General features: G+C 47.6%; 20 protein-coding genes. 14 read left to right on the top strand and 6 right to left on the bottom strand.

Translation table 11 applies throughout. The features are described 5' to 3' along the window. Window positions 1–82: 82 nt before the first annotated feature. Window positions 83–553 carry a cupin domain-containing protein gene (locus KJS52_RS18210; RefSeq protein WP_246563712.1) on the bottom strand — a complete coding sequence of 157 codons (471 nt, stop codon included), beginning with the start codon at window positions 551–553 and terminating at the stop codon, window positions 83–85. 827 nt (window positions 554–1380) lie between these two features. Here KJS52_RS18210 and KJS52_RS18205 point away from each other — a divergent pair. The 5 genes from KJS52_RS18205 (at window position 1381) to KJS52_RS18185 (ending at window position 6939) form a co-directional block, all read left to right on the top strand. Beyond that, window positions 1381–2148, top strand: coding sequence for a DUF4184 family protein (locus tag KJS52_RS18205; RefSeq protein WP_213517978.1), 768 nt, complete (start codon window positions 1381–1383; stop codon window positions 2146–2148). Window positions 2149–2359: 211 nt separating this feature from the next. Further along, on the top strand, window positions 2360–2521 hold the full coding sequence (locus tag KJS52_RS18200) for a hypothetical protein (protein WP_213517976.1): 162 nt from the start codon (window positions 2360–2362) through the stop codon (window positions 2519–2521). Between the two features lie 266 nt (window positions 2522–2787). Further along, window positions 2788–3987: a sensor histidine kinase gene (locus KJS52_RS18195; RefSeq protein WP_213517974.1), complete on the top strand. Its 1200-nt coding sequence runs from the start codon at window positions 2788–2790 to the stop codon at window positions 3985–3987. A 173-nt stretch (window positions 3988–4160) separates the two neighbouring features. Continuing rightward, window positions 4161–4961: an AAC(3) family N-acetyltransferase gene (locus KJS52_RS18190; RefSeq protein ID WP_246563711.1), complete on the top strand. Its 801-nt coding sequence runs from the start codon at window positions 4161–4163 to the stop codon at window positions 4959–4961. A 253-nt stretch (window positions 4962–5214) separates the two neighbouring features. Beyond that, a complete protein-coding gene (locus tag KJS52_RS18185; RefSeq protein WP_213517972.1) occupies window positions 5215–6939 on the top strand; it encodes an ABC transporter ATP-binding protein in 1725 nt (574 codons plus the stop codon). Between the two features lie 248 nt (window positions 6940–7187). Here the strand turns inward: KJS52_RS18185 and KJS52_RS18180 are convergent, their stop codons facing one another. Next, window positions 7188–7661, bottom strand: coding sequence for a glutathione peroxidase (locus KJS52_RS18180; protein WP_213517970.1), 474 nt, complete (start codon window positions 7659–7661; stop codon window positions 7188–7190). Next, window positions 7648–8361: a response regulator transcription factor gene (locus KJS52_RS18175; protein WP_213517968.1), complete on the bottom strand. Its 714-nt coding sequence runs from the start codon at window positions 8359–8361 to the stop codon at window positions 7648–7650. Before KJS52_RS18175 ends, KJS52_RS18180 begins: the two co-directional genes overlap by 14 nt. Window positions 8362–8570: 209 nt before the next feature. Here KJS52_RS18175 and KJS52_RS18170 point away from each other — a divergent pair, with 209 nt between their 5' ends. The 6 genes from KJS52_RS18170 (at window position 8571) to KJS52_RS18145 (ending at window position 17508) form a co-directional block, all read left to right on the top strand. Then, entirely contained in the window at window positions 8571–9908 is a 1338-nt protein-coding gene (locus KJS52_RS18170) for an MFS transporter (RefSeq protein ID WP_213517966.1), read from the top strand. A 124-nt stretch (window positions 9909–10032) separates the two neighbouring features. Next, complete coding sequence (locus KJS52_RS18165; protein ID WP_213517964.1) at window positions 10033–10368, top strand: DUF1516 family protein; 336 nt, start codon at window positions 10033–10035, stop codon at window positions 10366–10368. Window positions 10369–10878: 510 nt separating this feature from the next. After that, window positions 10879–13293 (top strand): sensor domain-containing protein, encoded by a 2415-nt coding sequence (locus KJS52_RS18160; RefSeq protein ID WP_213517962.1) that lies wholly within the window; start codon window positions 10879–10881, stop codon window positions 13291–13293. A gap of 477 nt (window positions 13294–13770) precedes the next feature. Further along, entirely contained in the window at window positions 13771–14646 is an 876-nt protein-coding gene (locus KJS52_RS18155) for an SMP-30/gluconolactonase/LRE family protein (protein ID WP_213517961.1), read from the top strand. A gap of 502 nt (window positions 14647–15148) precedes the next feature. Then, window positions 15149–16369 carry a peptidase T gene (gene pepT, locus KJS52_RS18150; RefSeq protein WP_213517959.1) on the top strand — a complete coding sequence of 407 codons (1221 nt, stop codon included), beginning with the start codon at window positions 15149–15151 and terminating at the stop codon, window positions 16367–16369. Between the two features lie 53 nt (window positions 16370–16422). Further along, the gene (locus KJS52_RS18145) at window positions 16423–17508 is read left to right on the top strand and encodes a Gfo/Idh/MocA family protein (RefSeq protein ID WP_213517957.1); all 1086 of its coding nucleotides are present in this window, start codon (window positions 16423–16425) and stop codon (window positions 17506–17508) included. A 160-nt stretch (window positions 17509–17668) separates the two neighbouring features. On the opposite strand, the gene KJS52_RS18140 is transcribed toward KJS52_RS18145, so the two are convergent. Genes KJS52_RS18140 through KJS52_RS18130 form a run of 3 tightly spaced genes read right to left on the bottom strand, consistent with a single transcriptional unit; the run spans window position 17669 to window position 20692 of the window. Further along, window positions 17669–19015 (bottom strand): opine metallophore biosynthesis dehydrogenase, encoded by a 1347-nt coding sequence (locus KJS52_RS18140; protein ID WP_213517955.1) that lies wholly within the window; start codon window positions 19013–19015, stop codon window positions 17669–17671. Then, window positions 19012–19830, bottom strand: coding sequence for a class I SAM-dependent methyltransferase (locus tag KJS52_RS18135; RefSeq protein WP_213517947.1), 819 nt, complete (start codon window positions 19828–19830; stop codon window positions 19012–19014). Before KJS52_RS18135 ends, KJS52_RS18140 begins: the two co-directional genes overlap by 4 nt. A 1-nt stretch (window position 19831) precedes the next feature. Further along, a complete protein-coding gene (locus tag KJS52_RS18130; protein WP_213517945.1) occupies window positions 19832–20692 on the bottom strand; it encodes a histidine racemase CntK family protein in 861 nt (286 codons plus the stop codon). A 234-nt stretch (window positions 20693–20926) separates the two neighbouring features. Between KJS52_RS18130 and cntA the strand changes: the two genes are divergently transcribed. The 3 genes from cntA to cntC are packed head-to-tail and all read left to right on the top strand — an operon-like array spanning window position 20927 to window position 24463. Next, window positions 20927–22585: a staphylopine-dependent metal ABC transporter substrate-binding lipoprotein gene (gene cntA, locus KJS52_RS18125; protein ID WP_213517943.1), complete on the top strand. Its 1659-nt coding sequence runs from the start codon at window positions 20927–20929 to the stop codon at window positions 22583–22585. A gap of 51 nt (window positions 22586–22636) precedes the next feature. Continuing rightward, entirely contained in the window at window positions 22637–23569 is a 933-nt protein-coding gene (gene opp1B / locus KJS52_RS18120) for a nickel/cobalt ABC transporter permease (protein ID WP_213517941.1), read from the top strand. Continuing rightward, a complete protein-coding gene (cntC, locus tag KJS52_RS18115) occupies window positions 23570–24463 on the top strand; it encodes a staphylopine uptake ABC transporter permease subunit CntC (protein ID WP_213517939.1) in 894 nt (297 codons plus the stop codon). It abuts the gene before it with no gap. The last annotated feature ends 1 nt before the right edge of the window (window position 24464 follow it).

Below are 24464 nucleotides of genomic sequence, written 5' to 3'. Positions count from 1 at the left end.
CTTCACATCGCTGCAACAGCATTTCAACTGTAAGCAGCTTATGAATTAGTCGGTTTTTCATGTACATGGGGAGACGGCTCGATTATTTGTTGGTACGATCAATAAGCTTAAAGTCATCATAATGGAAGCCGGGAGCTACAACACAGGATACGAGCACAGGCTCCTCGCCAAGCGGCTTGGCCATTTGCCATTCATTGGCCGGTACTAGCGCCTGGGGCAGCTGACCTGCTGCAATGTCTGGTCCTACTATAATATCCTTGCGTACAGCTGGCTGCTCTGAAGTTCCACCTAGACTAAGCAGTAAAGGACTGCCCGAATGCCACATCCATAGCTCGTCCGAATAAACCTTGTGCCAATCGGAAAACTCATCCGCATGCAGTAAAAAGTAAATGGAGCTGGCTGCTGCTCGCGGACCAGAGTATGGTTCGCCCAACACATGCTGCGGGATTGTAAAATTAGCTTTCCAAAGCTCCTTGTACCAGCCTCCTTCAACATGAGGCTGCAGGCCAAGCTGCTCCACAAGCGGAGAGAGCTTCTTCACAGTTGTTTGCATTATCATTGCTCCTATCCCTAGCTTCTTTATATAGAAGCTTTCTAGTTTTTAATCCATTGACCGTTGCAGGCAATGAACATGCTATCTTTATATCGCATTTTCTTGCAATTGTACAGCGCTCCGGAGCAAAAGCATCCTCAGCGCTCCGGAACAAAAGCATCCTCAAGTCGCTTTTTAAATCGTAATGCTCTTATTTAATTTTTAAAGGTTGCATTACGATGTTAAAGGCGACCCACTTCGTTTTGCTGATGCTTTGCTCCTTCGCTGTAGCTTTTTCAGGGCAAGACCAAGAAGCTTGGACGCTAGTAGAGAACGAGGAGCGCAGCGTAGGCCATTAGCGTGAGCACCGCAGCCATCGGTAGCATGACATATTCGACGTCGACTACGCTACAGCGCAACACATCGCCATCAAAGTCCAGCATTTTGAACTACCACTCAAATAAAGGTTCAAAAAGCAGGGCTTTCAGGACCAAGAAGATGGCACGATACTAGAAGGCGAGGAGCGCAGCGTAGGCCAGCAGCTACGTGAGCACCGCAGCCATCGGTAGCGTGACATATTCGCCGTCGAATCCACTACAACGAAACAGCATCGTCATCAAAGCCAAGCATTTTGAACTACCCTTCAAATAAAGGTTCAAAAAGCTGGGCTTTCAGGACCAAGAAGCTTGGACGCTAGTAGAAAACGAGGAGCGCAGCGTAGGCCATTAGCTACGTGAGCACCGCAGTTTTCGCTAGCGTTCAAGATTCGACGTCGAATAAGCTACGAAGCAACACATCGTCATCAAAGTCAAGCATTTTGAACTACCTCTAAAAAGGAGTGAATTCGTTTGCCATTTACAGTATCCCACGCCCTCTACGCCTTGCCGCTTCGCTATATTCGACCGGCTTATTTTAGCGCGACAGGTCTTATATTGGGCAGTATGTCGCCAGATATGGAGTATTTTATTCGGCTGGAGCCTTATCGCAGCATTGGCCATACTTGGCAGGGCTTGTTGCTGCAAGCTTTGCCTCTATGCTTATTGTTCGGACTGTTGTTCCATAGGCTGGTGAAAATTCCGTTGGCAGCGCATTTGCCAACGGTTGGCGGCTTGAACAGCCGTTGTCTCGCATTGTTTGAAGCTGAGCAGCTTGCTTCCTGGCGGGCTCTGCTTACGTTTATCATTTCGGTCATTATCGGCTTTGGCAGCCATGTGTTCATTGATGAATTTACACATGCCCATAGCAGTTTTGAAGCCTTTGCGCCATGGATTTGGCAAACACAGCTGTTAGGTCTGCCCGTGTATAAGCTGCTGCAATATGGTTTTTCACTGCTCGGGCTATTGGGGCTGGTCAGCTTACTCGTTTTTCATTTGCTGCGCATACAGCCGCAGCAATCACCAGCGCTTGATCGCAGTGGTAAGCAAAAGCTTGCTTTCTGGGCTATCGTCGTCTGTGTAGCGCTTGTTACGACAGCTGCGAAGCTGATGCTGGCAACAAGCGGCAATACGATCGGCATACTCGTCGTTGCACCGATTTCTGGCATCGTGCTTGGCATAATCGTCGCATCGCTAATTGCTCAACTGATGATGCGGAAAAGCATTGGCAGAGTAGCTTAAGCGAAATAAGAGGTGAATATGAATTACGGAATAGTATATTTTGGTTGGATTTATAGTGAAAAGTACATGAAAAAGAAGTAGTAATCGTGTATATCCAATGCCGCCGAGCATGTTGCTTGCTCACTCATCATACATATTAAACAAGCAGGTATAAGCAGAGTAACGATATGTATACTAGCAGGCTAAGCTTCAGAGCAAGGGGCGTGTGGAAATGGTCTATGTCATTATCGTGTTGAATGTGATCATTATTTTTCAATTGATTGGTATAAGAATGAGTATTCCTGAACGCGATTATGTTGAGGAGGCGCTGAGCAGAGATGAAAAGCAGCGCAAGCAAAAGCAGTGGCAGCAGAAAAACCGATGGAAAAGCTGATTTTTTTATGTGCAAATTTGCTGCTGCCCTCTTAAGCTAACATGTTAGGCTAAAGTTATGAGCAAAAAAGATACGAATGGGAGTAATATGATGGCGTTGTCGAATTTTTTGTTATTATGGAAGTGATCAAAGCAAAAGATTAGGAAAGGCAGTTAGATGTTAAAATGAAGCTCATGCACAATGGAATATTAGAATGTATATTCACATTTACAGCTTTCTTTTACATATTGAACGTAAGGCCGACGCTAAAGCAAGTCCTTTTGTATATGGGCTTGGTTGCCGTTCCGAGCTGGATGCTGATGCTGCTTGACGCTAATGTTGCGGCGATCAGTTATTTTGCCGCTGCCTCGCTCATGATGCTGTATTACTTTAAAGCGTCCGTTTTTTCAATTATTTCATTGTGTGTAACGATCATTGGCACTATGATTTCAGGGCATTTTGTACAGCTGCTGCATTCGGGATGGCTGTACTCGCTTGGCAAGCTGGCGATTGCAGCTGAGGTGCTCGCATACGGATTTCTTTTTTCACTGCTGGTCTTTTTATATAAGCGTTATGTTTACGATAAATTTCATGATCTGGAGCTGCCTTGGTATGTACAGACCTTGCTTGTCGTTATTTTGCTGGGCACGATAGCAGTTGTCTATTTTAATATGTTCAACTCTCCAGAGGATGACTCGAATCGCGTCATTGCGATCAATTTACTGATGCAAATCGGTTACTTCTTTTCTATTATGGTGCTGTGCAGCCTGCTGTTTTTGTATATTAGTAAGCATAATGCAATGCGCCGCAAGCAATTTGAGCAGGAGCAATTTCTGCACTATATGAAGGAATTGGAAGCGGTCAATCATAATATGCATACGTTCCGCCACGATTATGTCAACATCTTGCTGACGATACGTGGCTTTCTCGATGATAACAACATGGAGGGCTTGCGCCGCTATTTTCATGACCATATTATGAAGGTGGAGCAGCAAACCTTGCAGCATAATTTAATGTTCATTCAGTTTAAAAACATAAAAATTCAAGAGCTGAAGGGTTTGATTGCAACGAAGCTGATTGCAGCGGAGAAAAATAAAATCGTAGTTAATGTGCAGGTGCCGGATCTGATTACGACGATAGATATGAATATTATCGATTTGGCCAGAGTTATTGGTATACTGCTGGATAATGCGATAGAAGCCAGCGAGTGCACAGATCAGCCATGTATTAATTTGGCGTTGCTGCATACAATCGAAGGCTCTATCGTGATCATTATCGAAAATCGTGCCGAGCAGCAGCCTGCTCCTGTTGAACAGCTTTTTGAGGAAAATTTTTCAACAAAGGGCAAGCATCGCGGCATTGGTCTTGCTACTGTCCGCAAAATTGTAAATCAGCATCCAAATGTCCATCTGGAAACGGTAATGGAGAAGCAATGGTTTACGCAAAAGCTTACAATTCGCAAGGCAGTCGCCACAGGCTCAGCTTAAATGCTGGTCAGCTAACTAAAAGCACTATTGCCGCCTTAACTAGATTGGTATAATATAGAAAGTAATGAAATTGAAGGGCACTGATTCGCTAGTATTGCTAGAGACAACCCCGCTACTTGTAGCTGGGTTGTTTTTTTATTTTATTAACTAATGACAAGGTGGAGATTCCAATTATGATTACGAAGGAAACAAGACCCATTCTAACTAAAGAAGATCTTATCGACCAATTCAAACAATGCGGACTAATGGAAGGACATACCGTCATGGTACATACCTCGTTAAGCAAACTCGGTTTTGTTATAGGCGGAGCTGAGACATACATTCGATCCCTACTTGAAATCGTCGGAGCAGAAGGAACCTTGATCATGCCCTCCCAAACGTGGAAGAACCTTGATCCAGCCACAGGCGTTCACTGGGAAGAGCCGGTAGAGTGGTGGCCTGCCATTAGAAAGCATTGGCCCGCTTATGATAAAGAGATTACCCCGTCAATCGGTATGGGAGTCGTTGCCGAAATGTTCCGCAAGTGGCCACAGGCCCAAAGGTCTGACCACCCGGCACGTTCCATAGCAGCAGTGGGCAAGCATGCGTCGTTTATAACGGAGAATCATGATTTGAGCAATATTTTTGGAGATGGCTCCCCGCTGGATAAGCTGTACCAGTTAAATGGTTACGTGCTTTTGGTTGGCGTCGGCTACGACAAAAATACGTCGCTGCACCTGGCGGAAACGCGAGCGAACTTCCCTGGCAAGAAGTTCTCCAACGAAAGCAGCGCGTTAATGATAAACGGAAAGCGCGAATGGGTTACTTACAAGACCCAGGCCGTGGACGATGAAGATTTTATTCGATTGGGAGAGGAATACGATCGCGAAAGGAATGTACAGATTCATAAAGTCGGAAATGCCGATGTCCGCTTTCTGGAGCAGCGACCGTTGGTTGATTGGGCCACGGCATGGATGGAGCGCAATCGGAAATGACGGCTTCGGCGTGTTTTTAATTTGTTCATGATTTTATATATGAACGGATGCGGAACTTATAAGGAAGACAGCATATCCGCGCGGGACCAGCATAATTGGAACGGGGTGTTCTGACGACTTGCAGTCCGCCTTCAATTTTGCAGCAAAATCGCCCGGCAGCAGCAAAAACAGCTCCTCACGAATGCTTGCAACGATTCCAGTCTTTGTCTATACTCTAGCTATTATGTTGTTGCAGAAAAAGGAGAAGCAGTCGATGATTTCAAAATTCTTCAGTTTTTATCGGCCTTATAAAAGGTTGTTTTTGCTTGATTTTGGTTGTGCAATTATTGCAGGCTTGCTGGAGCTTGCCTTTCCAATCGCGATGCAAATGTTTATTGACAAGCTGCTGCCAACCGGTCAATGGAGCAGCATTATCTCAGCCTCAATTGCGCTGCTGCTGCTTTATGTCGTCAACACCGTGCTGATGTATATCGTCAACTACTGGGGACATATGCTAGGCATTAGCATTGAAACGGATATGCGACGCAATCTGTTCGCGCATATCCAGAAGCTGAGCTTCCGCTTTTTCGACCAGTCCAAAACCGGGCATCTTATTGGCCGATTGACTAATGACATGAACATGATCGGTGAGATGGCGCATCATGGGCCAGAGGATTTATTTATTGCGATTATGACCTTGATTGGCGCCTTTGTGTTAATGCTGGCTATTAACTGGAAGCTGGCCGTGCTTACGTTTATTGTCGTACCGCTCATTATTTTGGTCGTGATTTACTTCAACAAGAAGATGACGGCGGCGATTCACCAGCTTTACAAGGATATTGGCGACTTTAACGCCAGAATTGAGGATAATGTAGGCGGTATTCGCGTCGTTAAAGCATTCACGAACGAGCAGTTCGAGGAAAAGCAATTTGAGCAAAACAATTTGCAATTCAAGAAAACGAAGCTGTCCTCCTATAAGCTGATTGCTAAAAATGGTTCAATCACTTATATGATGATGCGCTTTGTTACCTTGTTTGTTGTCGTGTGCGGCACCTGGTTCGTCATTAGCAAAGAGCTTAGCTATGGGGAATTTGTAAGCTTTATCCTGCTGACGAATGTGTTTTTCCGCCCAATTGAAAAGATAAATGCGGTTGTAGAAAGCTATCCGCAAGGCTTCGCAGGCTTTAAACGCTATGTCGAGCTGATGGAAACAGAGCCTGATATTCAGGATGAGCCTAATGCGAAAAAGCTGGTGCAATTTCGGGATAACATTCAGTTTGTAAATGTCAGCTTCGGCTACGAATCGCATAAGCAGGTGCTGCGCAATATTGATCTAACGATTAAGCAAGGACAGACAGTTGCTTTTGTCGGACCATCGGGCGCGGGCAAGACGACGATTTGCAGCTTGCTGCCTCGTTTCTATGAGGTGAGCGAAGGCTCGATCCGGATTGATGGAGTAGATATTCGCAGCTATACCCAGCAATCTCTGCGCCAGCAAATCGGGATTGTGCAGCAGGATGTATTTTTGTTCGCAGGCACGATCAGAGAAAATATTCAGTACGGCAAGCTCGATGCGACAGAGCAGGAGATTTGGGAAGCAGCTCGTCGTGCACGGCTCGAATCCTTTTTGCTGGACCAGCCGGACGGTCTGGATACGGTTATTGGCGAGCGAGGCGTGAAGCTGTCTGGCGGTCAAAAGCAACGGATTGCGATCGCGCGCATGTTTCTTAAAAATCCACCGATTCTTATTCTCGATGAGGCTACCTCCGCTCTCGATACGGAAACCGAGGTTGCGATTCAGCAGTCATTGTCCGAGCTGTCTCAAGGCAGAACAACTCTTGTGATTGCTCACAGGCTGGCTACGATTAAAAATGCCGATGTGATCGTTGTTGTAACGGAGGATGGCATTGCTGAGCAAGGCAGCCATGAGCAGCTGCTGGCGGCAAATGGCGTATACGCCAAGCTGTATGAAGCGCAATTCGGTCTGCAATTCAAATAGGTCTGCAATTCAAGTAACGAAGAAGGGCTAGTGAGCGGTTCCTGGCAAGCAAGCTTCAGCTTTTGAAGCATGCAAGCAGTCAGGTTGGCCGCACATAGCCCTTTTTTAGCGTGATGTAGTGTGATGTAATGAACTGGATGTAGCTGGCAAGCAATTTACATGCGGCAGTTAGGCAACTATAGCAGCCAGCAGTTGCATAGCAGCCACAGCAGTTTGCCGTAGCAGCCACAGCAGTTTTGCGATAACAGCTACAGCAGCCTTACAATATCCTGCTCTAGCTTTTCAGGTGCTGTTGTCGGCGCGAAGCGCTTGACGACCTGCCCCTGGCGATCGACTAAAAATTTCGTGAAGTTCCATTCAATTTTGCGAGAGAGCAGACCGCGCTTTTGCTCCTTCAAGTAGCTGAACAGCGGATCGGCATGCTCGCCGTTAACATCAATTTTGGCGAACATCGGAAACGTGACGCCATAGTTCATTTGGCAAAACTGAGTCGTTTCGTCGATAGTTTCAAACTCCTGATTGTTGAATTGACTGCACGGGAACCCAAGAATAACGAGGCCACGCTCGGCATATTTATTATACAGCTGCTGTAGACCTTCAAATTGAGGGGTAAAGCCGCATTTGCTCGCGGTATTAACAATCAGCACGACCTTTCCCTCATAATCCTTCAAGGAGCGAAGCTCTCCCTTAGTATCCTTCACTTCAAAATTATAAATGCTCATGCTCAACAACCTCCGTTCTTGGACTGGCTAATGCATGCGGCGATGCTTTTTCTGCAAAGCCGATCGGACGCAAGCGTCTATCCTGCCGCATTCGTTCAATGGCCTGGCTTTTATTGCGTACTCCTAATTTATCGTATAATTTGCGCAAATATTTTTCAACCGAGCTTTCACTGACATGTATTTTTTTCGCAATCAAAGCGTTTGTGTAGCGCTCATCAATCATTTCCAGCAGGCTTTGCTCGATTGGCGTCATCTCGATTTCCCAATAATGCTTGAGATGCTCGGAGCGGTGCAGCTTAATTTGCCGATATAAGGAGAGCGGAATAATCGTGTTGCCGCGCAGCACGTTGTAAAGCATCACATTGAGCTCCTCGGCAGAGGCCGTTTTGTAGAGCATGCCGCTAACGCCATTTTCGATCAGCTGATTAAAATAAGGTACATAGTCATAGCCCGTATAAATGATAATGTGGATGTGAGGGAACTGTTTTTTTATGCCGGCAGATATGTACATGCTTTGCTCCTCAAGCATATTCAACTCAAGCAAAACGATATCAGGCTGCTTTTTTTCGATTAGCTCGATGCTATGCTCATAGGAGGTAGCAACTCCACAAATGAGTATATGATCCAGTGGTTCTAATAAAGAGACAGCTTGCTGGGCATTGGGCAAATTTTTCTCAATTAGCAGCAGTTTAATAAGCATAGGCTAGTTCTCCTTACTTCAAACAATTTGCAACGTTTGAATAAAGTATGATGCAATTAATATATAAATGATAAAAAGTAAAAATTTACATATTGTATATGAGTAGTATATCATAAGGTGTGTAAAAATGTTTGCAATTACAGTTTGTAGAAATATAGAAAACAATGTAAATGATAATAGTCACATTCGTATAGGAGGAACGATTAATGATGAATCAAGCCTCTAAGTTAAAGCGGAATATGACCAGCAAATGGGAACGCTTGAGCTACAGCAGCTATTCCTTCGGGCAAAACCTGATGTATATGTTGCAGCTGCAATTTTTAACTTATTTTTATACAGAAGAGGTCGGCTTGTCACTAGGAGCTACAGCTACCTTATTATTTATCGCAAGGCTATGGGATGCGGTTAATGATCCGATTATGGGAGCAATTGTTGACCGCAGCAAGCTGAAAAGCGGCAAATATATTCCGTGGCTAAAAAGCATGAGTATTCTAATTCCGCTTACGCTTCTCTTTGCCTTTGTAAATATGCAGGCGGAATATTCATTGCAGCTTGCCTTTGCTTATGTTACCTATATTTTGTGGGGAATGGCCTATACGGTATCGGATTCTCCGATGTTTTCCTTGTCAACGGTCATGAGCGACCAAACGGTTGAGCGGGATCGCCTGCTTGCCTATGCGCGTATGGCTGGTGCGATTGCTGCAATTGCAACAGCGGCATTTATGATGCTGAAGGGAGAGCTGGGCTGGCTGGGGGCAGTTGCAATCTACTGTGTTGCAGCGTTTCTTGCTATGGTGCCGCTGCCTTTCATCGCCAAAGAAAGAGTCGTTTACAAGCAGCCGCAAGTCTCCTTCTGGGGAGTTTTCCGTACGATGCTGCGCAATAAATACTTTTTTATTTTTTATATCGGGTATTTGCTAATGAGCACGACCAATACGCTGCAAACGATCGCCGCTTACTTTGCCAATTCCAATCTGGGCAACGAACAGATGCTGACGGTGCTGCTCGGCGTGCTTGTGCTGCCAATTGTAATCGTGTCACCGCTGCTGCCCAAGCTCATTCAATGGCTTGGCAAAAAAAGATTGACGGTCTACTGCTGCGTGCTGACAATTGCTTTGTGCGTGGTGCAATACTTTGTAGGGTATGAGCAGTTTGCATTGTTTCTTGTTATCGCTGCTGCGCGAGTCCTTGTGATGCAAATTCCGCTGCTGCTGTACGGGATGTTTACAGCAGATTGCATCGAGTATGGCAACGCGATCACGGGTCAGCGTACAGCAGGTCTTGCTTTCTCGGTACAAACGATGTTTACGAAGCTTGCTGGTGCGCTGTCTTCAAGCTTATGTCTCGCTTTGCTTGCCATGTTTGGCTATGTGGAGCAGGCAGCCGTACAAACATCAGAGGCTTTGCACGGCATTTGGATTATCTTTTCACTCGTTCCGATCATCGGCTATAGCGCGATGCTGGTTACGATGGCTTTCTATCGCTTAAGCGAACGCGATGTCGAGCAATATATTCAACATAACAAACAATTGTCACAAACGATGTAGCAAAAATGTGAAATAGTAGTGTTTATAATGACTCCTATTTGATTATTAATGTAGAACTGCTATAATTTTAGTGAAACATGGCAATAAATCTATACATATTTGTCAAAGCCAAGGAGGAAAATCAATGTACGCTGGAATGTACCATACGCATGCTGCTTCATGGTTAATTCTCGTAATTTTGTTTGTGATTTGTTATTTTATCCCGAAAAACAAAGTGCTGCCAATGATTTTGCGTCTGTTTTACCTGGTCATGATCGTTACAGGCGGATATATGCTGTTTACTGGCGGTGTAAGTGGTGTATTCCATCTTAAAGCGCTATGTGCGATATTGCTGATCGGTATGATGGAAATGGTGCTTGCTCGCCGCAAAAAAGGCAAAAACGCCCTGCCGTTTTTGATCGCGCTTATTGTGTTGCTAGTAGTTGTTGTACTAATAGGATACGACGTAATCTCATTTTAGAGGAAGTTCAAAAATCCGACTTTGATGACGATGTAACGCGTTGAAGTGGATTCGACGGCGAATATGTCACGCTAGCGAAAATTCCGGTGCTCACGTAGCAGCTTGCCTACGCTGCGCTCCTCATTTTCTACTAGCATAAAATCTCCCTAGAGATGAATGAGAATAGCTACAGCGAAGGAGCAAGCATACCGAAAAACGAAGTGTGTCGCCTTTAAACCCTGATGCAACCTACGATTGAATCAAGAAGCATCAGGGTTTAAAAAGCGACTTGAGGATGCTTGCTCCTGAGCGCTGAATTTCATGTCTACTACCAAGTTAAAACAGCTTTGACAGGTTTTGCGACCTTGCAAAGCTGTTTTTTTATCTATATTTCGACAAATTTTTTAAGAATTACAAATGAAGTTTCATTCATAGCGCTAGTAATTGATGTATAATGCTGATAAGCATAGTTCAGAGACATGGGATACAGCACGATAGGGGTTGATGAATGTGGAACTGCCTGCTTTACATATGCAGAATAATGTCGAAATATGGAATCAAATTTTTTGGCTGGCTCAGCTTGATGAACAGCATCTTATCACTTCAATGAATGATTTGTTCAAAGCATCAGTTGGTGACCATGCCGATACTATGTCGGGCAAGCCACTTGAGCTTTTCTTCCAGCCATTTTCATTAAAAACAAAACGCATCATCAGCTGGCGCAGTATTTGGGAAAGCATAGAGCAGGAAGGGCAATGGGACGGCTACGTTTTTTATGCGTCGCCTGACAATAGCCGATTAACGTTATTTGTAACGATTAAGCCGTATGAAAGCGAAAGTAAAACTGTCTATTATTTCATTGCGCAGGATCGTACGCGGCAGGCTGCCGAATTTGTAGAGGATTTATCCAAGCTGCGCGATTTGGCATTTTTGAAGGAGGCGTTTGACGAGGCCTCCATTATTGCCATTACCGATAATAAAGGCGTTATTACCTATGTTAACGATAAATTTTGTAAAATTTCGAAATATGATCGCAGCGAGCTTATCGGCCGCACCCATCGCATCATTAACTCCAAGCATCATCCGAAGCATTTTTTTGCCGACATGTGGAATACGATTCAGCAGGGCAAAGTATGGCGCGGCGAGGTGAAAAATCGTGCTAAGGACGGCAGCTACTACTGGATGAACACAACGATTGTTCCATTTGTAGATGAAGACCGTAAGCCGTATCAATACGTGTCGATTCGTTCTGATATTACCGATCGAGTCAAAGCCGAGACGAAGCTTGCCGAGGCGATGCAGCATGATTTCAGGCGAACGATCAAAAGCTTGCAAAACTGTATTTACAAGGTTAAGCGAAATGAGCTTGGCGAGGTTGTGTTTACGCTTAGCGAGGGCAAAATTGCAGAAAAGCTTTCCATTACAACAGAGCAGGTCGAAGGCAAAACGCTGCGCGAGGTGTGGAAAGCGGATTTTGAGCAGGTTGAAAGGTATTATGAGCAAGCCTTTGCAGGCACAGGCAGCCAATTTGAAATGCACTATGAGGGCAGCTATTTCTTTGTTTCGCTTTCTCCTGTCGTCAATCAAGGCAAGGTGCATGAGGTTGTAGCCTCGATGGTTGAAATTACGGAGCGGAAAAAGGCGGAAGAGCTGATCCATTATATGGCTCATTACGATGCCTTAACGAATTTGCCTAATCGGACGCTGTTTACAAGCAAGCTGAAGCATGCGATTGCGCGTGCAGAGCAGGAATATTATCAGATTGCGGTGCTGTTCATTGACCTCGATCGATTTAAAACGGTGAATGACACGATGGGACATTCCAAGGGGGATGAGTTGCTGCGACAGGTTGCCCGCCGTCTGCAGACGAGCTTGCCGACACATGGCTATGCCTCGCGTCAGGGTGGCGATGAATTTACGCTGTTTCTCGATTATGCGGATCGCAGTCAAGCAGCAGAGCTCGCGCTGTCGATAATCGATCAATTGTCTGCGCCGTTTGTTCTTGATGAAGTCGAGGTATATGTGACGCCAAGCATCGGGATTAGCATGTACCCTGATGACGGGCTCGCTATTGAGCAGCTGCTGAAATGTGCCGACGCCGCGATGTATCATGCCAAGGAAGGGCGAAAGAGCAATTTCTGCTTCTTCAGTGAGGAGCTTCATCAAAAAATTACGAATCGTTTGGAGCTGGAACGTGATTTGCGCAGAGCAGTCGGACAAGGCGAGCTGGAGCTGTGGTATCAGCCCAAAATGAATTTGAGCAGCAGCCGCTTGATCGGCATGGAGGCGCTGCTGCGCTGGAAGCATCCTGTTTATGGCATCATCGCTCCTGGACAATTTATTCATATCGCGGAGGAAACGAACCTGATTACGCCTATCGGTGAATGGGTGCTGAAAGAGGCATGCCGCCAAATGAAAGTGTGGCTGGAGCATGGAATGGAAGGCCTGTCCGTAGCTGTCAACATCTCCTTCAGGCAGTTTGCCGATCACGAGTTTCCTGAGCTTGTAGCTAAAGCGCTGCACGAGGCTGGGCTGCCGCCGCAATATTTGGAGCTGGAGATAACTGAAAGCGTGGCACAAAATGCGATGCATGCAATAAGTGCCTTGACGAAAATTAAAGAGCTGGGCGTAGGTGTCAGCATCGATGATTTTGGTACCGGCTATAGCTCGCTCAGCTATTTGAGCCAGTTTCCGATCGATCGCTTGAAAATTGACCAAAGCTTTGTGCGCAACTTGAACGCCAGCAATCAAGCGATTATTCGCTCTATTCTCGATATCGCGAACCATATGAACATTACCGTTATAGCTGAAGGCGTAGAAACATTGGAGCAGGTGCACTTTTTGCAGCAGCATCGCTGTCAAGAGGCGCAGGGCTATTATTACAGCAAGCCGCTGCCAGCAGAGCAGGCCTTTGAATATATGGTTAAGCATAGCGGGAAGACGTAAGATATGACATAATAAATGGAAATAACTTAGAGAGGAAGTTCAAAAAGCGCAACTTTGATGACGATGTAATTGCGTTGTAGTGGATTCGACGTCGAATATGTCACGCTACCGAAAGCTGCGGTGCTCACGTAGCTTTTGCCTACGCTGCGCTCCTCGCTTTCTAGTATCGAGCCATCTTCTTGGTCCTGAAAGCCGCGTTTTTTGAACAATCATTTTAAGAGGAAGTTCAAAAAGCGCAACTTTGATGACGATGTAATTGCGGTGTAGCGTAGTCGACGGCGAATCTTGAACGCTAGCGAAAGGTTATGCTTCCGACGTATGTTTCCTTCGGAAACATTATAGGTGCTCACGTAGCTTTTGCCTACGCTGCGCTCCTCGCTTTCTAGTATCGAGCCATCTTCTTGGTCCTGAAAGCCGCGCTTTTTGAACACACTTTAAGAGGAAGTTCAAACACTCACTTATAGCTGGAGGTGCCAAATGAATCATTTAAAGCTTGTCGTTCCAACTGTTTGTCAGCTCGGAGAAGGACCGCAATGGCTGGCGGAAAGCAATCAGCTGCTTTGGGTTGACATTGAAGCGAAGGAAGTGCATCTTTTTACACCTGAAACAAATCAGCACGATACGATTCCGCTGCCGCAGCGCGTTGGGGCTGTTGTTCCTGCTTCGAATGGCAGCTTGCTTGCTGCGCTTGAGGATGGCATTTATGTGCTGGAGCGCTCAGGCAAGCTGACGCTGCTGGCAGAGCTGGAGGCGAATCATCCGCATCATCGCAGCAATGATGGCAAAGTCGACGCAGCAGGCCGTTTATGGATCGGCACGATGCCGATGAAGGGCTCCGAGTGGACGGGCTCGCTATACAGCTGCGATGGGACAGGCCTGGTTACGAAGCATGTTGGCGAGCTTGGCTGCTCTAACGGCATGGATTGGAGCAAGGATGGACGTACGATGTACTTTATCGATTCGCCAACGAGACGTGTTGATGCCTTTGATTTTGATGTCGAGCGAGGCACGATATCCAATCGCCGCACAGTGATTGAATTTGATGCTGCGCTTGGTGTTCCCGATGGAATGTGCACCGATGCAGAGGGCAGACTATGGGTGGCGCATTGGGGCGGCTATTGTGTTACCTGCTCCGATCCGGTAACCGGCAAGGAACTGAAGCGCATTGAGCTTCCAGTGTCTCAGGTAACCTCCTGCTGCTTCGGCGGACCGAATCTTAGCACGCTGTACATTACGACAGCACGCGCCTGGCTTAGCGAGGAGCGGCTAAAGGAAGAGCCGCTCGCTGGCTCGGTTTTTTCGATTGAGGTTGAAGAGAAGGGAAAACCAAATCCACTATTTTTGGAGAGGTAGTTTAAAAAGCCGGACTTTGATGACGATGTAATGCGCTGTAGTGGATTCGACGGCGAATCTTGAACGCTAGCGAAAATTCCGGTGCTCACGTAGCATTTTGCCTACGCTGCGCTCCTCATTTTCTACTAGCGTCCAAGCTTCTTGGTCCTGAAAGCCCAGCTTTTTAAACCTCATTGGAGAGGTAGTTTAAAATGTCCGGCTTTGATGACGATGTAATTGCGTTGTAGTGGATTCGGCGGCGAATCTTGAACGCTAGCGAAAATTCCGGTGCTCACGTAGCTTGTGCCGCAGCTAGCGCTCCTCGCCTTCTACTAGCGTCCAAGCTTCTTGGTCCTGCATTCAAAAAAACTACAGCGAAGGAGCAAAGCATCCGAAAAACGAAGTGTGTCGCCTTTAACATCGTAATGCAACCTTAAAATTTAAATAAGAGCATTACGATTTAAAAAGCGACTGGAGGATGCTTTGCTCCGTAGCGCTGATTACACAAAGGAGCAGTACAAATATGAGAGATCAATTATTACAGCGCTTTTTATCCTATGTTCAAATTGGCACTCAGTCCGATGCGGCCTCTCAATCCTGTCCTTCAACAGAAGGACAGTGGGTGCTTGCCAAGCAGCTGGTGGAGGAGCTTAAGCAGCTTGGGCTGGACGATGTTACGCTCGACGAGAATTGCTATGTGATGGCGACCTTGCCAGCTAATTGCGACGAGCAGCAGCCTGTGATCGGCTTTCTGGCGCATATGGATACGGCGACCGAGCTTACGGGAACGAATGTCAATCCGCAAATTGTTGAAGCGTATGATGGCGGCGACATCGTGCTGAACGCAACAAGACAAATCGTGCTTTCCCCGGAGCAGTTTCCTGAGCTGCGCGGCTATGTAGGGCAAACGCTTATTACTACCGATGGAACGACGCTGCTTGGCGCAGACGACAAGGCTGGGATCGCGGAAATTATGACCGCGATTGCCTATTTGCAGGAGCACCCGGAAATTAAGCATGGCACAATCAAGATCGCATTCACCCCCGATGAGGAGATTGGCCGTGGTGCAGATCGCTTTGATGTCGAGCGCTTTGGCGCAGATTTTGCTTATACGATGGATGGCGGACCGCTGGGCGAGCTGCAATATGAAAATTTCAATGCAGCGAGCGCAGTTGTAACCTGCTACGGTCGCAGTGTGCACCCAGGCACGGCAAAAGGCAAAATGGTCAATTCAACTCGCATAGCCCTTGACTTCCAAGCGGCGATGCCGCTGCTGGAAACTCCTGAGCATACTGAAGGCTATGAAGGCTTTTACCATCTCGGTCGAATTGAAGGCGGCGTAGAGGTGACGAAGCTGCACTATCTCATTCGTGAATTCGACAAGCAGAAATACGAGGAGCGCAAGCAGTTTATGCAGCAAACGGCGAAGCAGCTGCAGCAAAAATACGGCGAGCAAGCGATTGAGCTTGAAATTACCGACAGCTACTTCAATATGCGTGACATCATTGAGCAGAACATGGAGATTGTCAATCGCGCTCATGAAGCGATGACCAGCCTGGGCATTACACCAATTGTACAGCCAATCCGCGGTGGAACGGATGGCTCGAGACTGTCCTATATGGGGTTGCCAACGCCGAATATTTTTGCTGGCGGCGAAAATTTTCATGGCAAATACGAATATATTTCGCTGGATACGATGGAAAAAGCGGTACAGGTTATTGTCGAAATTGCCAAATGCAAGTAAGGTTAGGATAGTGCAAGATTTACTTAACTTGAACGGTAGGGGAGAACAATAAAGTGCAAAAAGTTAAAGTTGGGATCATAGGCTGTGGAAATATTAGCGAGGCGTATTTGAAAAATTGTGTGCATTACGAGCAGCTTGAAGTTGTAGCGCTGGCGGATCTAAATGCGGAGCTGGCACAAAGCAAGGCTGCTGCATATGGAATTGGCAAGGTGCTGACGACTGAGCAGCTGCTTGCTGATCCTGAGATTGAGGTTGTGCTCAATCTGACAATTCCGCAGGCGCATGCCAGCATTAGCCTCGCTGCACTCGAGGCAGGCAAGCATGTCTATTCCGAAAAGCCGCTTGCAGTAACCGTCGAGGATGGCCAGCGGATTATTGCCAAGGCAAAGGAACGCAATTTGCGGGTTGGCGTAGCGCCTGACACCGTGCTGGGCGGCGGCATCCAAACATGTCGCAAGCTTATTGACGACGGCATAATTGGCAAGCCGATCGCTGCTACAGGCTTTATGCTGTCGGGCGGCCCGGAAAGCTGGCATCCGAATCCTGGGTTTCTATATGCGACTGGAGCAGGACCAATGTTCGATATGGGACCGTACTACTTGTCTGCGTTTATTACGCTGCTTGGTCCGATCGAGCGCGTGACAGGCTCTGCGGTTATTTCGTATCCGCAGCGCATGATTACGAGTCAGCCGCGACACGGAGAAATGATCGAGGTTGAAACACCGACACATATTAACAGCGTGCTCGACTTTGCTTCCGGAGCAACGGCAACGTTGATTACCAGCTTTGACATTAAAGGCGGCAGCAGCTTGCCTAATATCGAGCTGTACGGCAGCGAAGGCACGTTGATCGTGCCTGATCCGAACACATTTGCTGGCCCTGTCAAGCTTAGACGAGCTGGCAGTGACCAATTCGAGGAAATTGCTTTGACGCATTCACATACAGAGCAGTCTCGTGGCATTGGCTTGCTGGATATGGCGATTGCGATTCGCGAAAATCGTCCTCATCGAGCAAGCGGAGAATTGGCGCTGCAGGTGCTCGAAGTGATGCATGGCGTTCACATTGCATCAGCGGGAGAACGTCACTACCAGGTTCAGCACAGCTGTACACGTCCAGAAGCAATGCCGGAAAAGCTTTAATTTTGACAGATCTATTGGACAGATCGCTGCTTAGCAAGTAGCTTAACCGGGTTATAGAACTCAAAGCACAAAGCCCCCGTACAAGGCACGGTTCCAACCACTACTGGACATGCCTGGTGCGGGGGCTGCTTTGTGTCTATATTTTGTGCCTATATATGGATTATGGCTGCTTATGGGAGCCTCTTATTGAGGGCAGCAGCTGCCTGCAAATTCGCCTAATATCACGCTCGAAGCTTTGAATTGTGAATGCCTCCGATAACGTTTCTCCCTGGAGCTTGCGTGCTGCGGCTGAAAGCATATGCTCATAGCGGTCGATGAAGGCATCGATCATCGGGCATTGCAGGCCAGCATCTTTGGCGATGCCCTGGATTATTTTGATTCGGTAATAATCCTCCTTCGGCATGCGCGGTATATCCCAAGCCCCCTCATGATTTATGAAAATATGCCGTATCGGCACAGCGGAAAAATCAAAGTATTTGCCCGCCTCGTCCGGCTCTGAAAAAGGGTCAATGAGCAGGGAAGCGTACCTCACAAATAGTAAATATTGCTGCTGCACAGGAGAAAGCTGAGGGAAGCGGTCGATTTCATGACGCGGCAAGCTTTCCGGTCTTACCGGGTAATTATCGTCAACCATGAACTGCAGCAGATTGACAGGTGCGCCTCCCAGCTTTCTGACAAGTGCCGATATTTCCTCCCACTGTCGAAGCAATTCCTTTATTAACTGCATCGTAATTGGTCCTTCAGGAAACAGCTTATATACGAATTTCGGAACAGCAGGCCGATCGAAAATAACGCCAAGCGAAATTTCATTCATAAATAGCGGCGGATGGACATACAACGAAATATTGCGAGTCTCTGCTTCCAGCGGTGAATTCACCACTTCCAAGCTGATGCCTGAATCCCTGTAAAGCTCTTGAAAGGCTTCTGCTGATTGGGCTGATTCAATAGCAGCTGTCTCACAGTCTGTAAACGCAGCTCCTGCGTAAACCTTACGTTTTACCGCTGTAGTAAGTACATAGTTGAACGGTTTATCGTCCAATCGACGCGTGTCACCAAGATAAGTAGAGAAGCTGAGCACCTCTGCCGTACAGCGATTTTCCTGCAAATATTCGGTGACCAGCGCATTAGAGCCGAATGTAGGCGAAATAAGCACAACACATTGCAGGCGGTGAAGCACTTGCCGTTGAAGCAGCTCCAATACGTGTACATAGGCGTCCGCCGTAACCGACAAGATCAGAACATCCCATTGTCCTGCGACGAGCTCATAGCTATCATACACACTATCGATTTGATATTCTCCTTCAAGTCCGTGATGCTGCGAGTTTTGCACCTCTGCGCGCACGGTGCTGTCACTTTGCCGCAGGGCGTCGAAAAATGGCGCAGAGCGAACAGACTGGCGTCCGGCGATACCGACTGTGCACTTCCAATATCGTTTGAGCATCACTGCAAGCTGTACAGCTACAGGACCTGTTCCTGCTATTAAAGCACGATGAAACAGCTTGCTCATATACGATCACCTCCTTGCATAACAGGTGCAAGCGCTTTGCTGTATAGGGCGACGTCAAAGATATGCGTTGGCCGTATCGCAGCTTCCACCAGCTTCCATTTGCGAGAATCAACTTCCTCCATAGGGAAGTTGAACAGCGACTTCAATCCGTCTCCATAGCGCATTGCAACTACGACTTCAGGATTGGCGGCATCAAAGAGCCAATCGAGCAAATGATATTTTAACGAAACCGTAGAGCTGAAAATAATATGGGTTGTTTCACCGATCCAATCAAGCTGCTCCAGTTCAGTGTGTTTTAGCTGGATAGGAAGATCGGCGCCTAGCAGCTTTACGATTTTTTCTCCTAAGCTGACGGCTTCCTCGTCAATATCGATTCCGGTTACAGCAGCTCCCGTACGCTTTGCAATAAGCAGTGGCGTCATCGGAAAGGCGCCAGAGCCAACCAGCACCACTTTAGAATCGGGTGTAATTTGAAAGCTTCCGAACTCTTTTTCAATTGAGGCTTCTATGTTGAAGAAATAATCATTTTTGTTATCGCCTTTTTCGAGCAGCTTAAGCGCTCGGTATTTTTCCATAATTGCCACACAGCGCGCAGATGAGGCTCTTAATTCCATAACAAGCGGATTCAGCATTGCGAGCTCCTGCTGTGACAGAGCGAGCCAGTCTCGCTGATAGTCTTCGTTAGTAATAAAAGCAGAAAAACAGTCAATTGTATTTTCCAGCTCCATCATGTAGCGTGAAGTACCGTCATAAAGTACGGCAGCATGTGCGAAGCTGTCTCGAAACTGCAGCATTTGCATTTGAAGCTTTTCCATTCTAGCATCTACCTCCTAAGTTTTGGATATTGTCGTCCACATAAGCCCTGCCTTGAGCGACGATGCTGACTGAGCTTTTAATTCGCAGGCTAGAAATTTGGCCGTTGCTGCAGGCTGCAATCACATGAATGCAGCCGCCAGGCTGGCGAATCGGAATGGCAATATTTTGTTGACGGCTCCATGCAAGGTAAGCGCCTAGTGAGGCGGTTCCCGAGCCGCAGCCCTGCTCCCAGATCATGCTGTTCAGGGCAGGCACATAAATAAGTGGCAGCAGCTCATTGCTGGCCGAACGATACAACATTATGCCGACCAGCGAACCTCCGGAAGCTATACCAAGCAGCCTGGCAAGTCGTTCTGACATGGCTCTGGCAAGATGATCAACATGCTCAACCTCGATAATCGCGTGGAAGCTATCGCGATAGCGGACAATGCCAAGTTCAATGTCACGGCCTTCAACTGAAACCGAGGCTCGTTCCAACCGCTCGGGAACAGGCATTTCCACCTCGCAGATATATGCTCCACCATCTTGCTTTACCTGGCAATGCACAGGCATAGCTGCTCCTGAAGCCTCTAAAGCAAATTCTGTTTTGCCGCCCTCCGGCAAATTTTGCTCCGCCGCGAGATAGGCTGCCAAGGACATACAAGCGTTGCCGCAAAATTCTCCTCCTGCCATTTGCAGCCTCGCAGCACAGTCGAGTCGGCTTGCCTTCTCAACAAAACCGACCTGCTCGGCATAGAGATGATGATAGGCCATCATCTGCGAGGCGATGTGGAGGTGCTGTTCGACAGGATATTCTGTTTTTACAAGGATCGTCATGTTGTGTACAGGATTGCATTTGACAAAATCAAGCTCCAGTTTCATGCGCTAACCCTCCAAGTGCAATTGAAATAGATGCGCTCGTGCCAATGTTGTTAATAGTAATGATTACTAATAAATCTGAGGAGATTATATCCAGATAATGGTACGGAGTCAATCGATTTTTTAGATCTAGAAAAAATAGTAAAAATGTTATTGACAACGATAATGGTTATCATTACAATTAATTGCGATTGAGTTATTTCGTAATATTTACGATTAAAAAGGAGTGCTTGGAGAATGAACATAAAAAAGGGAGTTGTATTGCTGACTGCGCTATTGGCGATTATATGGCTGTCTGCCTGCAGTGCTGGCAACAACGGTGAAGGAGCGCAGAGCAGCTCAGGCGCACAAAACGGCGCAGATGTGCAAAGCAGTGCAGAAGGGGATAGCAGCGTCAAAGAAATCATTTATGCAACGGCCAAAGATATTAACGACATGAACCCGCATCTATACCCTGGTTCGATGGCGGCGCAAGGAATCGTGTATGAATCGCTTGTCGAGAACACGAAGGATGGCATTAAGCCGCTGCTGGCGGAATCATGGGAAATTTCCAGCGATGGCAAGGTGTATACGTTCCAGCTGCGAAAAAATGTAACGTTCCATGACGGAGCTCCCTTCAATGCCGAGGCGGTTAAGCTCAACATTGAAGCGGTGCAGCGCAATGCAAGCAAGCATGCCTGGATCAAGCTGTCGACTATGCTTGAGGAAGTTAGCGTTATTGATGAGCATACCGTCCAAATGAAGCTGACGGAGCCCTATTACCCGGCTTTGCTGGAGCTGTCAATGACCCGTCCCTTTGTGTTTTTGTCTCCTAATGATTTTATTGATGGAGAAACGAAGGACGGCGTTAAGGGATACAACGGCACAGGGCCTTATAAACTGACGGAGCATGTAACCGAGCAGTATGCCCGTTTCACAGCGAATGAAAGCTACTGGGGCGGCGAGCCTAAGGTGAAGTCGATTACCGCTAAAGTACTGCCTGCCGGTGAAACGACATTGCTTGCCTTGCAAAAAGGTGAGGTTAATTTCGTATTTACCGATGATCGCGGTGCTGACAGCCTTGATGTGGAAGCGATGCAGCGCTTGGTCGATTCAGGCGATTATCAGATCGTGCGAAGTGAGCCGATGAACACGAAAATGATTGTAGCCAACAGCAGCAAGCAGGAAAGTCCAGCAAGCGATAAAGCAGTGCGCGAAGCGATCTGGCATGTCGTCGATCGCGAAATGATTAGCCGCACCATTTTCAGCGGCACAGAAACAGCGGCAGAGACGCTTTTTTCTGCAAATGTCAACTATGCGGATATAGGGCTCGAGGCTAGAAGCTACGATCCGGGAAAAGCGATGCAGCTGCTGGAGCAGGCAGGCTGGGTGCAGGAGGCAGGCAGCGACATTCGCACGAAGAACGGGAGTCCGCTGGTGTTGAAGCTATACTATGATGTCAACTCCTCCTCGCAAAAAACAGAAGCTGAGCTGCTGCAAAGTGAAGCACTCAAAATCGGCATGAAGCTTGAACTTATCGGCGAAGAATCAAGCTCCATTGCCAATCGTCGCTCGACCGGCGATTACGAGCTGCTGTTCAACCAGACATGGGGGCTGGCGTACGATCCGCAAAGCACGATTGCCGCCTTTGCTGCCGATTCCTCCTATCGCCATACGACAAGCGGCATTGCACAAGCGGAGCAGCTGTATCAGATGATTGATGAGGTAATGGTGTCGACAGATGAAGAGACGCGCAAGGCGCTCTATCGCGATATTTTAACAATTGTTCATGAAGAGGCAGTGTTTATTCCGCTGACGAACGGTAGTGTTACGGTGGTTGCACCAACCGGCTTGCAGAGCATTTCATTCAAGCAAACGCAATTTGAGCTGCCATTCGAGCTGATGTATTTCGAATAGAATAAGCTGAAAACCTGCGGATTAGCGCGTTAGAGGAGGAAAGGAAGCAATATGGGAGGATATATTTTGCGGCGCATTGCTGTCGCGCTGCCATTGCTCATTGTCATTTCATTTTTGGCATTTGTGCTGAATCAGCTTTCTCCGATGGATCCTGCCGAGGTTGTGCTGCATGCGCAAGGCGTGCCGACGATCACGGAGGAGCTGATTGCGGAGACGCGAGCCGAGCTTGGCATGGATCGCCCGTTTTTGATTCAATATTTCGATTGGCTCATTTCCAGCTTTCAGCTAGATTTTGGCAGCTCCTATGTGACTGGCAAACCGGTATGGTCGCTGCTCGGCCCGGCTTTGCTCAACACGCTCAAGCTGACGCTGGTATCATCTGCCTTTATTATTTTATTTTCAATCGTAATGGGCGTAGTCTGTGCCTTGCGAGAGGGAGGATGGCTTGATCTGTCAGTTCGCGGCTTCTCCTTCCTGCTGACCTCGCTGCCCGCTTACTGGCTGGCTGCCTTGATGGTGTGGTATTTTTCCGTCAAGCTTGATTTGCTGCCGACCAGCGGGATGGATTCGATCAGCAGCTACATACTGCCGGTTGCGGTCATTGTAATCGGCTATGCGGGCATTTATTTTCGGATGATCCGCAGCTCCATGCTCAGCAATCTTAACGAGGACTATGTGCTGTACGGCAGAGCATGCGGTTTGTCGGAGACAAGCGTGATCATGTATGTGCTGCGCAATTCCTTGCAGGTTGCCGTGTCGGTATTTGGGCTTGCGATCCCTGTCATACTGGGCAGCACGGTCGTTGTCGAAAATATTTTCGCATGGCCAGGTCTTGGCACGCTTACCGTCAATTCGATTCTGGGACGAGATTTCCCGATTATCCAGGCCTATGTTCTCGTGCTTGCAGCAGCCTTTGTTCTATTCAATACTGCCTCAGACATTATTAATGCAGCATTTAATCCTAAGCTAAGGAAGGAGTTCTAAATGAATCTGCTAAAGCGGTTGATGAAAGATAAAATGGCGGTTGCTTCACTTTCAGTTGTAGCAGCTACGCTGCTGGTTGGGCTATGCGCGCCGTTTATCGCCCCGCATAATCCGAATGAAGTGAATATGGAGCTGCGATTTGCCGGGGCTTCCTGGCAATATTGGCTTGGCAACGACCATCTCGGGCGCTGTGTGCTGTCGCGTCTCATTTATGGCATTCGTCCCAGTGTGCTGTATGTGCTCGCTGCGCTTGCCGCTTCCGCTTGTATCGGCGCGCTGCTAGGATTTGCAGCAGGGTATTTCAGAGGCAAAGTGGACGCGCTGCTCATGCGTATCTGCGACTGCATGCTGTCTTTTCCAGGCTACGTTATGACGCTGGCAGTGGTTGGCATGCTGGGAGCAGGGCTGGAAAATATATTGCTGGCCTTTGTACTGATGAAGTGGGCCTGGTTTGCCCGCGTTATTAGAACCGCAGTGATGCAGTTTGCCGATGCTGACTATGTGAAATTCGCTAAGGTGCTCGGCGCCGGTCATATGCGCATTATGGCCAGACATATTACTCCGGTTGCGCTGCCGGAAATCGCCGTCGTATCGAGCAGCTCCTTTGGCTCGATGATTTTGCAAATATCCGGCTTGTCCTTCCTCGGTCTCGGCATTCAGGCGCCTCATGCAGAGTGGGGAATGATGCTGAACGAAGCAAGATCAGTGATGTTCACCCGGCCAGAGCTGATGCTGGCTCCCGGAATAGCCATTATCGTTGTCGTCTCGGCGGTCAATTTTCTGTCGGATTCACTGCAAACGGCGCTTGATCCGAAGCTGATGACCTATGGTAAGCCGTCTAAGGCGGGCATGAACACGATTCTGCCGAAGCTGCGCCGCAAGGAGGTGGCATAAA

The sequence above is a fragment of the Paenibacillus montaniterrae genome (assembly GCF_018403185.1).
In the GTDB taxonomy this organism is placed as follows: Bacteria; Bacillota; Bacilli; order Paenibacillales; family Paenibacillaceae; genus Pristimantibacillus; species Pristimantibacillus montaniterrae.
Note: the sequence above shows the minus strand (reverse complement) of the source record. Positions and strands in the feature narration are given on the sequence as shown.

What these genes read in the sequence shown, in the direction of transcription:
- pepT (WP_213517959.1), top strand. Translation starts at nt 15,149, where the DNA reads ATGAGAGATCAATTATTACAGCGCTTTTTATCCTATGTTCAAATTGGC.
- KJS52_RS18140 (WP_213517955.1), bottom strand. Translation starts at nt 19,015, where the DNA reads ATGAGCAAGCTGTTTCATCGTGCTTTAATAGCAGGAACAGGTCCTGTA.
- KJS52_RS18160 (WP_213517962.1), top strand. Translation starts at nt 10,879, where the DNA reads ATGCAGAATAATGTCGAAATATGGAATCAAATTTTTTGGCTGGCTCAG.
- KJS52_RS18200 (WP_213517976.1), top strand. Translation starts at nt 2,360, where the DNA reads ATGGTCTATGTCATTATCGTGTTGAATGTGATCATTATTTTTCAATTG.
- KJS52_RS18135 (WP_213517947.1), bottom strand. Translation starts at nt 19,830, where the DNA reads ATGGAAAAGCTTCAAATGCAAATGCTGCAGTTTCGAGACAGCTTCGCA.
- cntA (WP_213517943.1), top strand. Translation starts at nt 20,927, where the DNA reads ATGAACATAAAAAAGGGAGTTGTATTGCTGACTGCGCTATTGGCGATT.
- KJS52_RS18195 (WP_213517974.1), top strand. Translation starts at nt 2,788, where the DNA reads ATGGGCTTGGTTGCCGTTCCGAGCTGGATGCTGATGCTGCTTGACGCT.
- KJS52_RS18165 (WP_213517964.1), top strand. Translation starts at nt 10,033, where the DNA reads ATGTACGCTGGAATGTACCATACGCATGCTGCTTCATGGTTAATTCTC.
- KJS52_RS18170 (WP_213517966.1), top strand. Translation starts at nt 8,571, where the DNA reads ATGAATCAAGCCTCTAAGTTAAAGCGGAATATGACCAGCAAATGGGAA.
- opp1B (WP_213517941.1), top strand. Translation starts at nt 22,637, where the DNA reads ATGGGAGGATATATTTTGCGGCGCATTGCTGTCGCGCTGCCATTGCTC.
- KJS52_RS18130 (WP_213517945.1), bottom strand. Translation starts at nt 20,692, where the DNA reads ATGAAACTGGAGCTTGATTTTGTCAAATGCAATCCTGTACACAACATG.
- KJS52_RS18175 (WP_213517968.1), bottom strand. Translation starts at nt 8,361, where the DNA reads ATGCTTATTAAACTGCTGCTAATTGAGAAAAATTTGCCCAATGCCCAG.
- KJS52_RS18180 (WP_213517970.1), bottom strand. Translation starts at nt 7,661, where the DNA reads ATGAGCATTTATAATTTTGAAGTGAAGGATACTAAGGGAGAGCTTCGC.
- KJS52_RS18190 (WP_246563711.1), top strand. Translation starts at nt 4,161, where the DNA reads ATGATTACGAAGGAAACAAGACCCATTCTAACTAAAGAAGATCTTATC.
- KJS52_RS18185 (WP_213517972.1), top strand. Translation starts at nt 5,215, where the DNA reads ATGATTTCAAAATTCTTCAGTTTTTATCGGCCTTATAAAAGGTTGTTT.
- KJS52_RS18155 (WP_213517961.1), top strand. Translation starts at nt 13,771, where the DNA reads ATGAATCATTTAAAGCTTGTCGTTCCAACTGTTTGTCAGCTCGGAGAA.
- KJS52_RS18210 (WP_246563712.1), bottom strand. Translation starts at nt 553, where the DNA reads ATGCAAACAACTGTGAAGAAGCTCTCTCCGCTTGTGGAGCAGCTTGGC.
- cntC (WP_213517939.1), top strand. Translation starts at nt 23,570, where the DNA reads ATGAATCTGCTAAAGCGGTTGATGAAAGATAAAATGGCGGTTGCTTCA.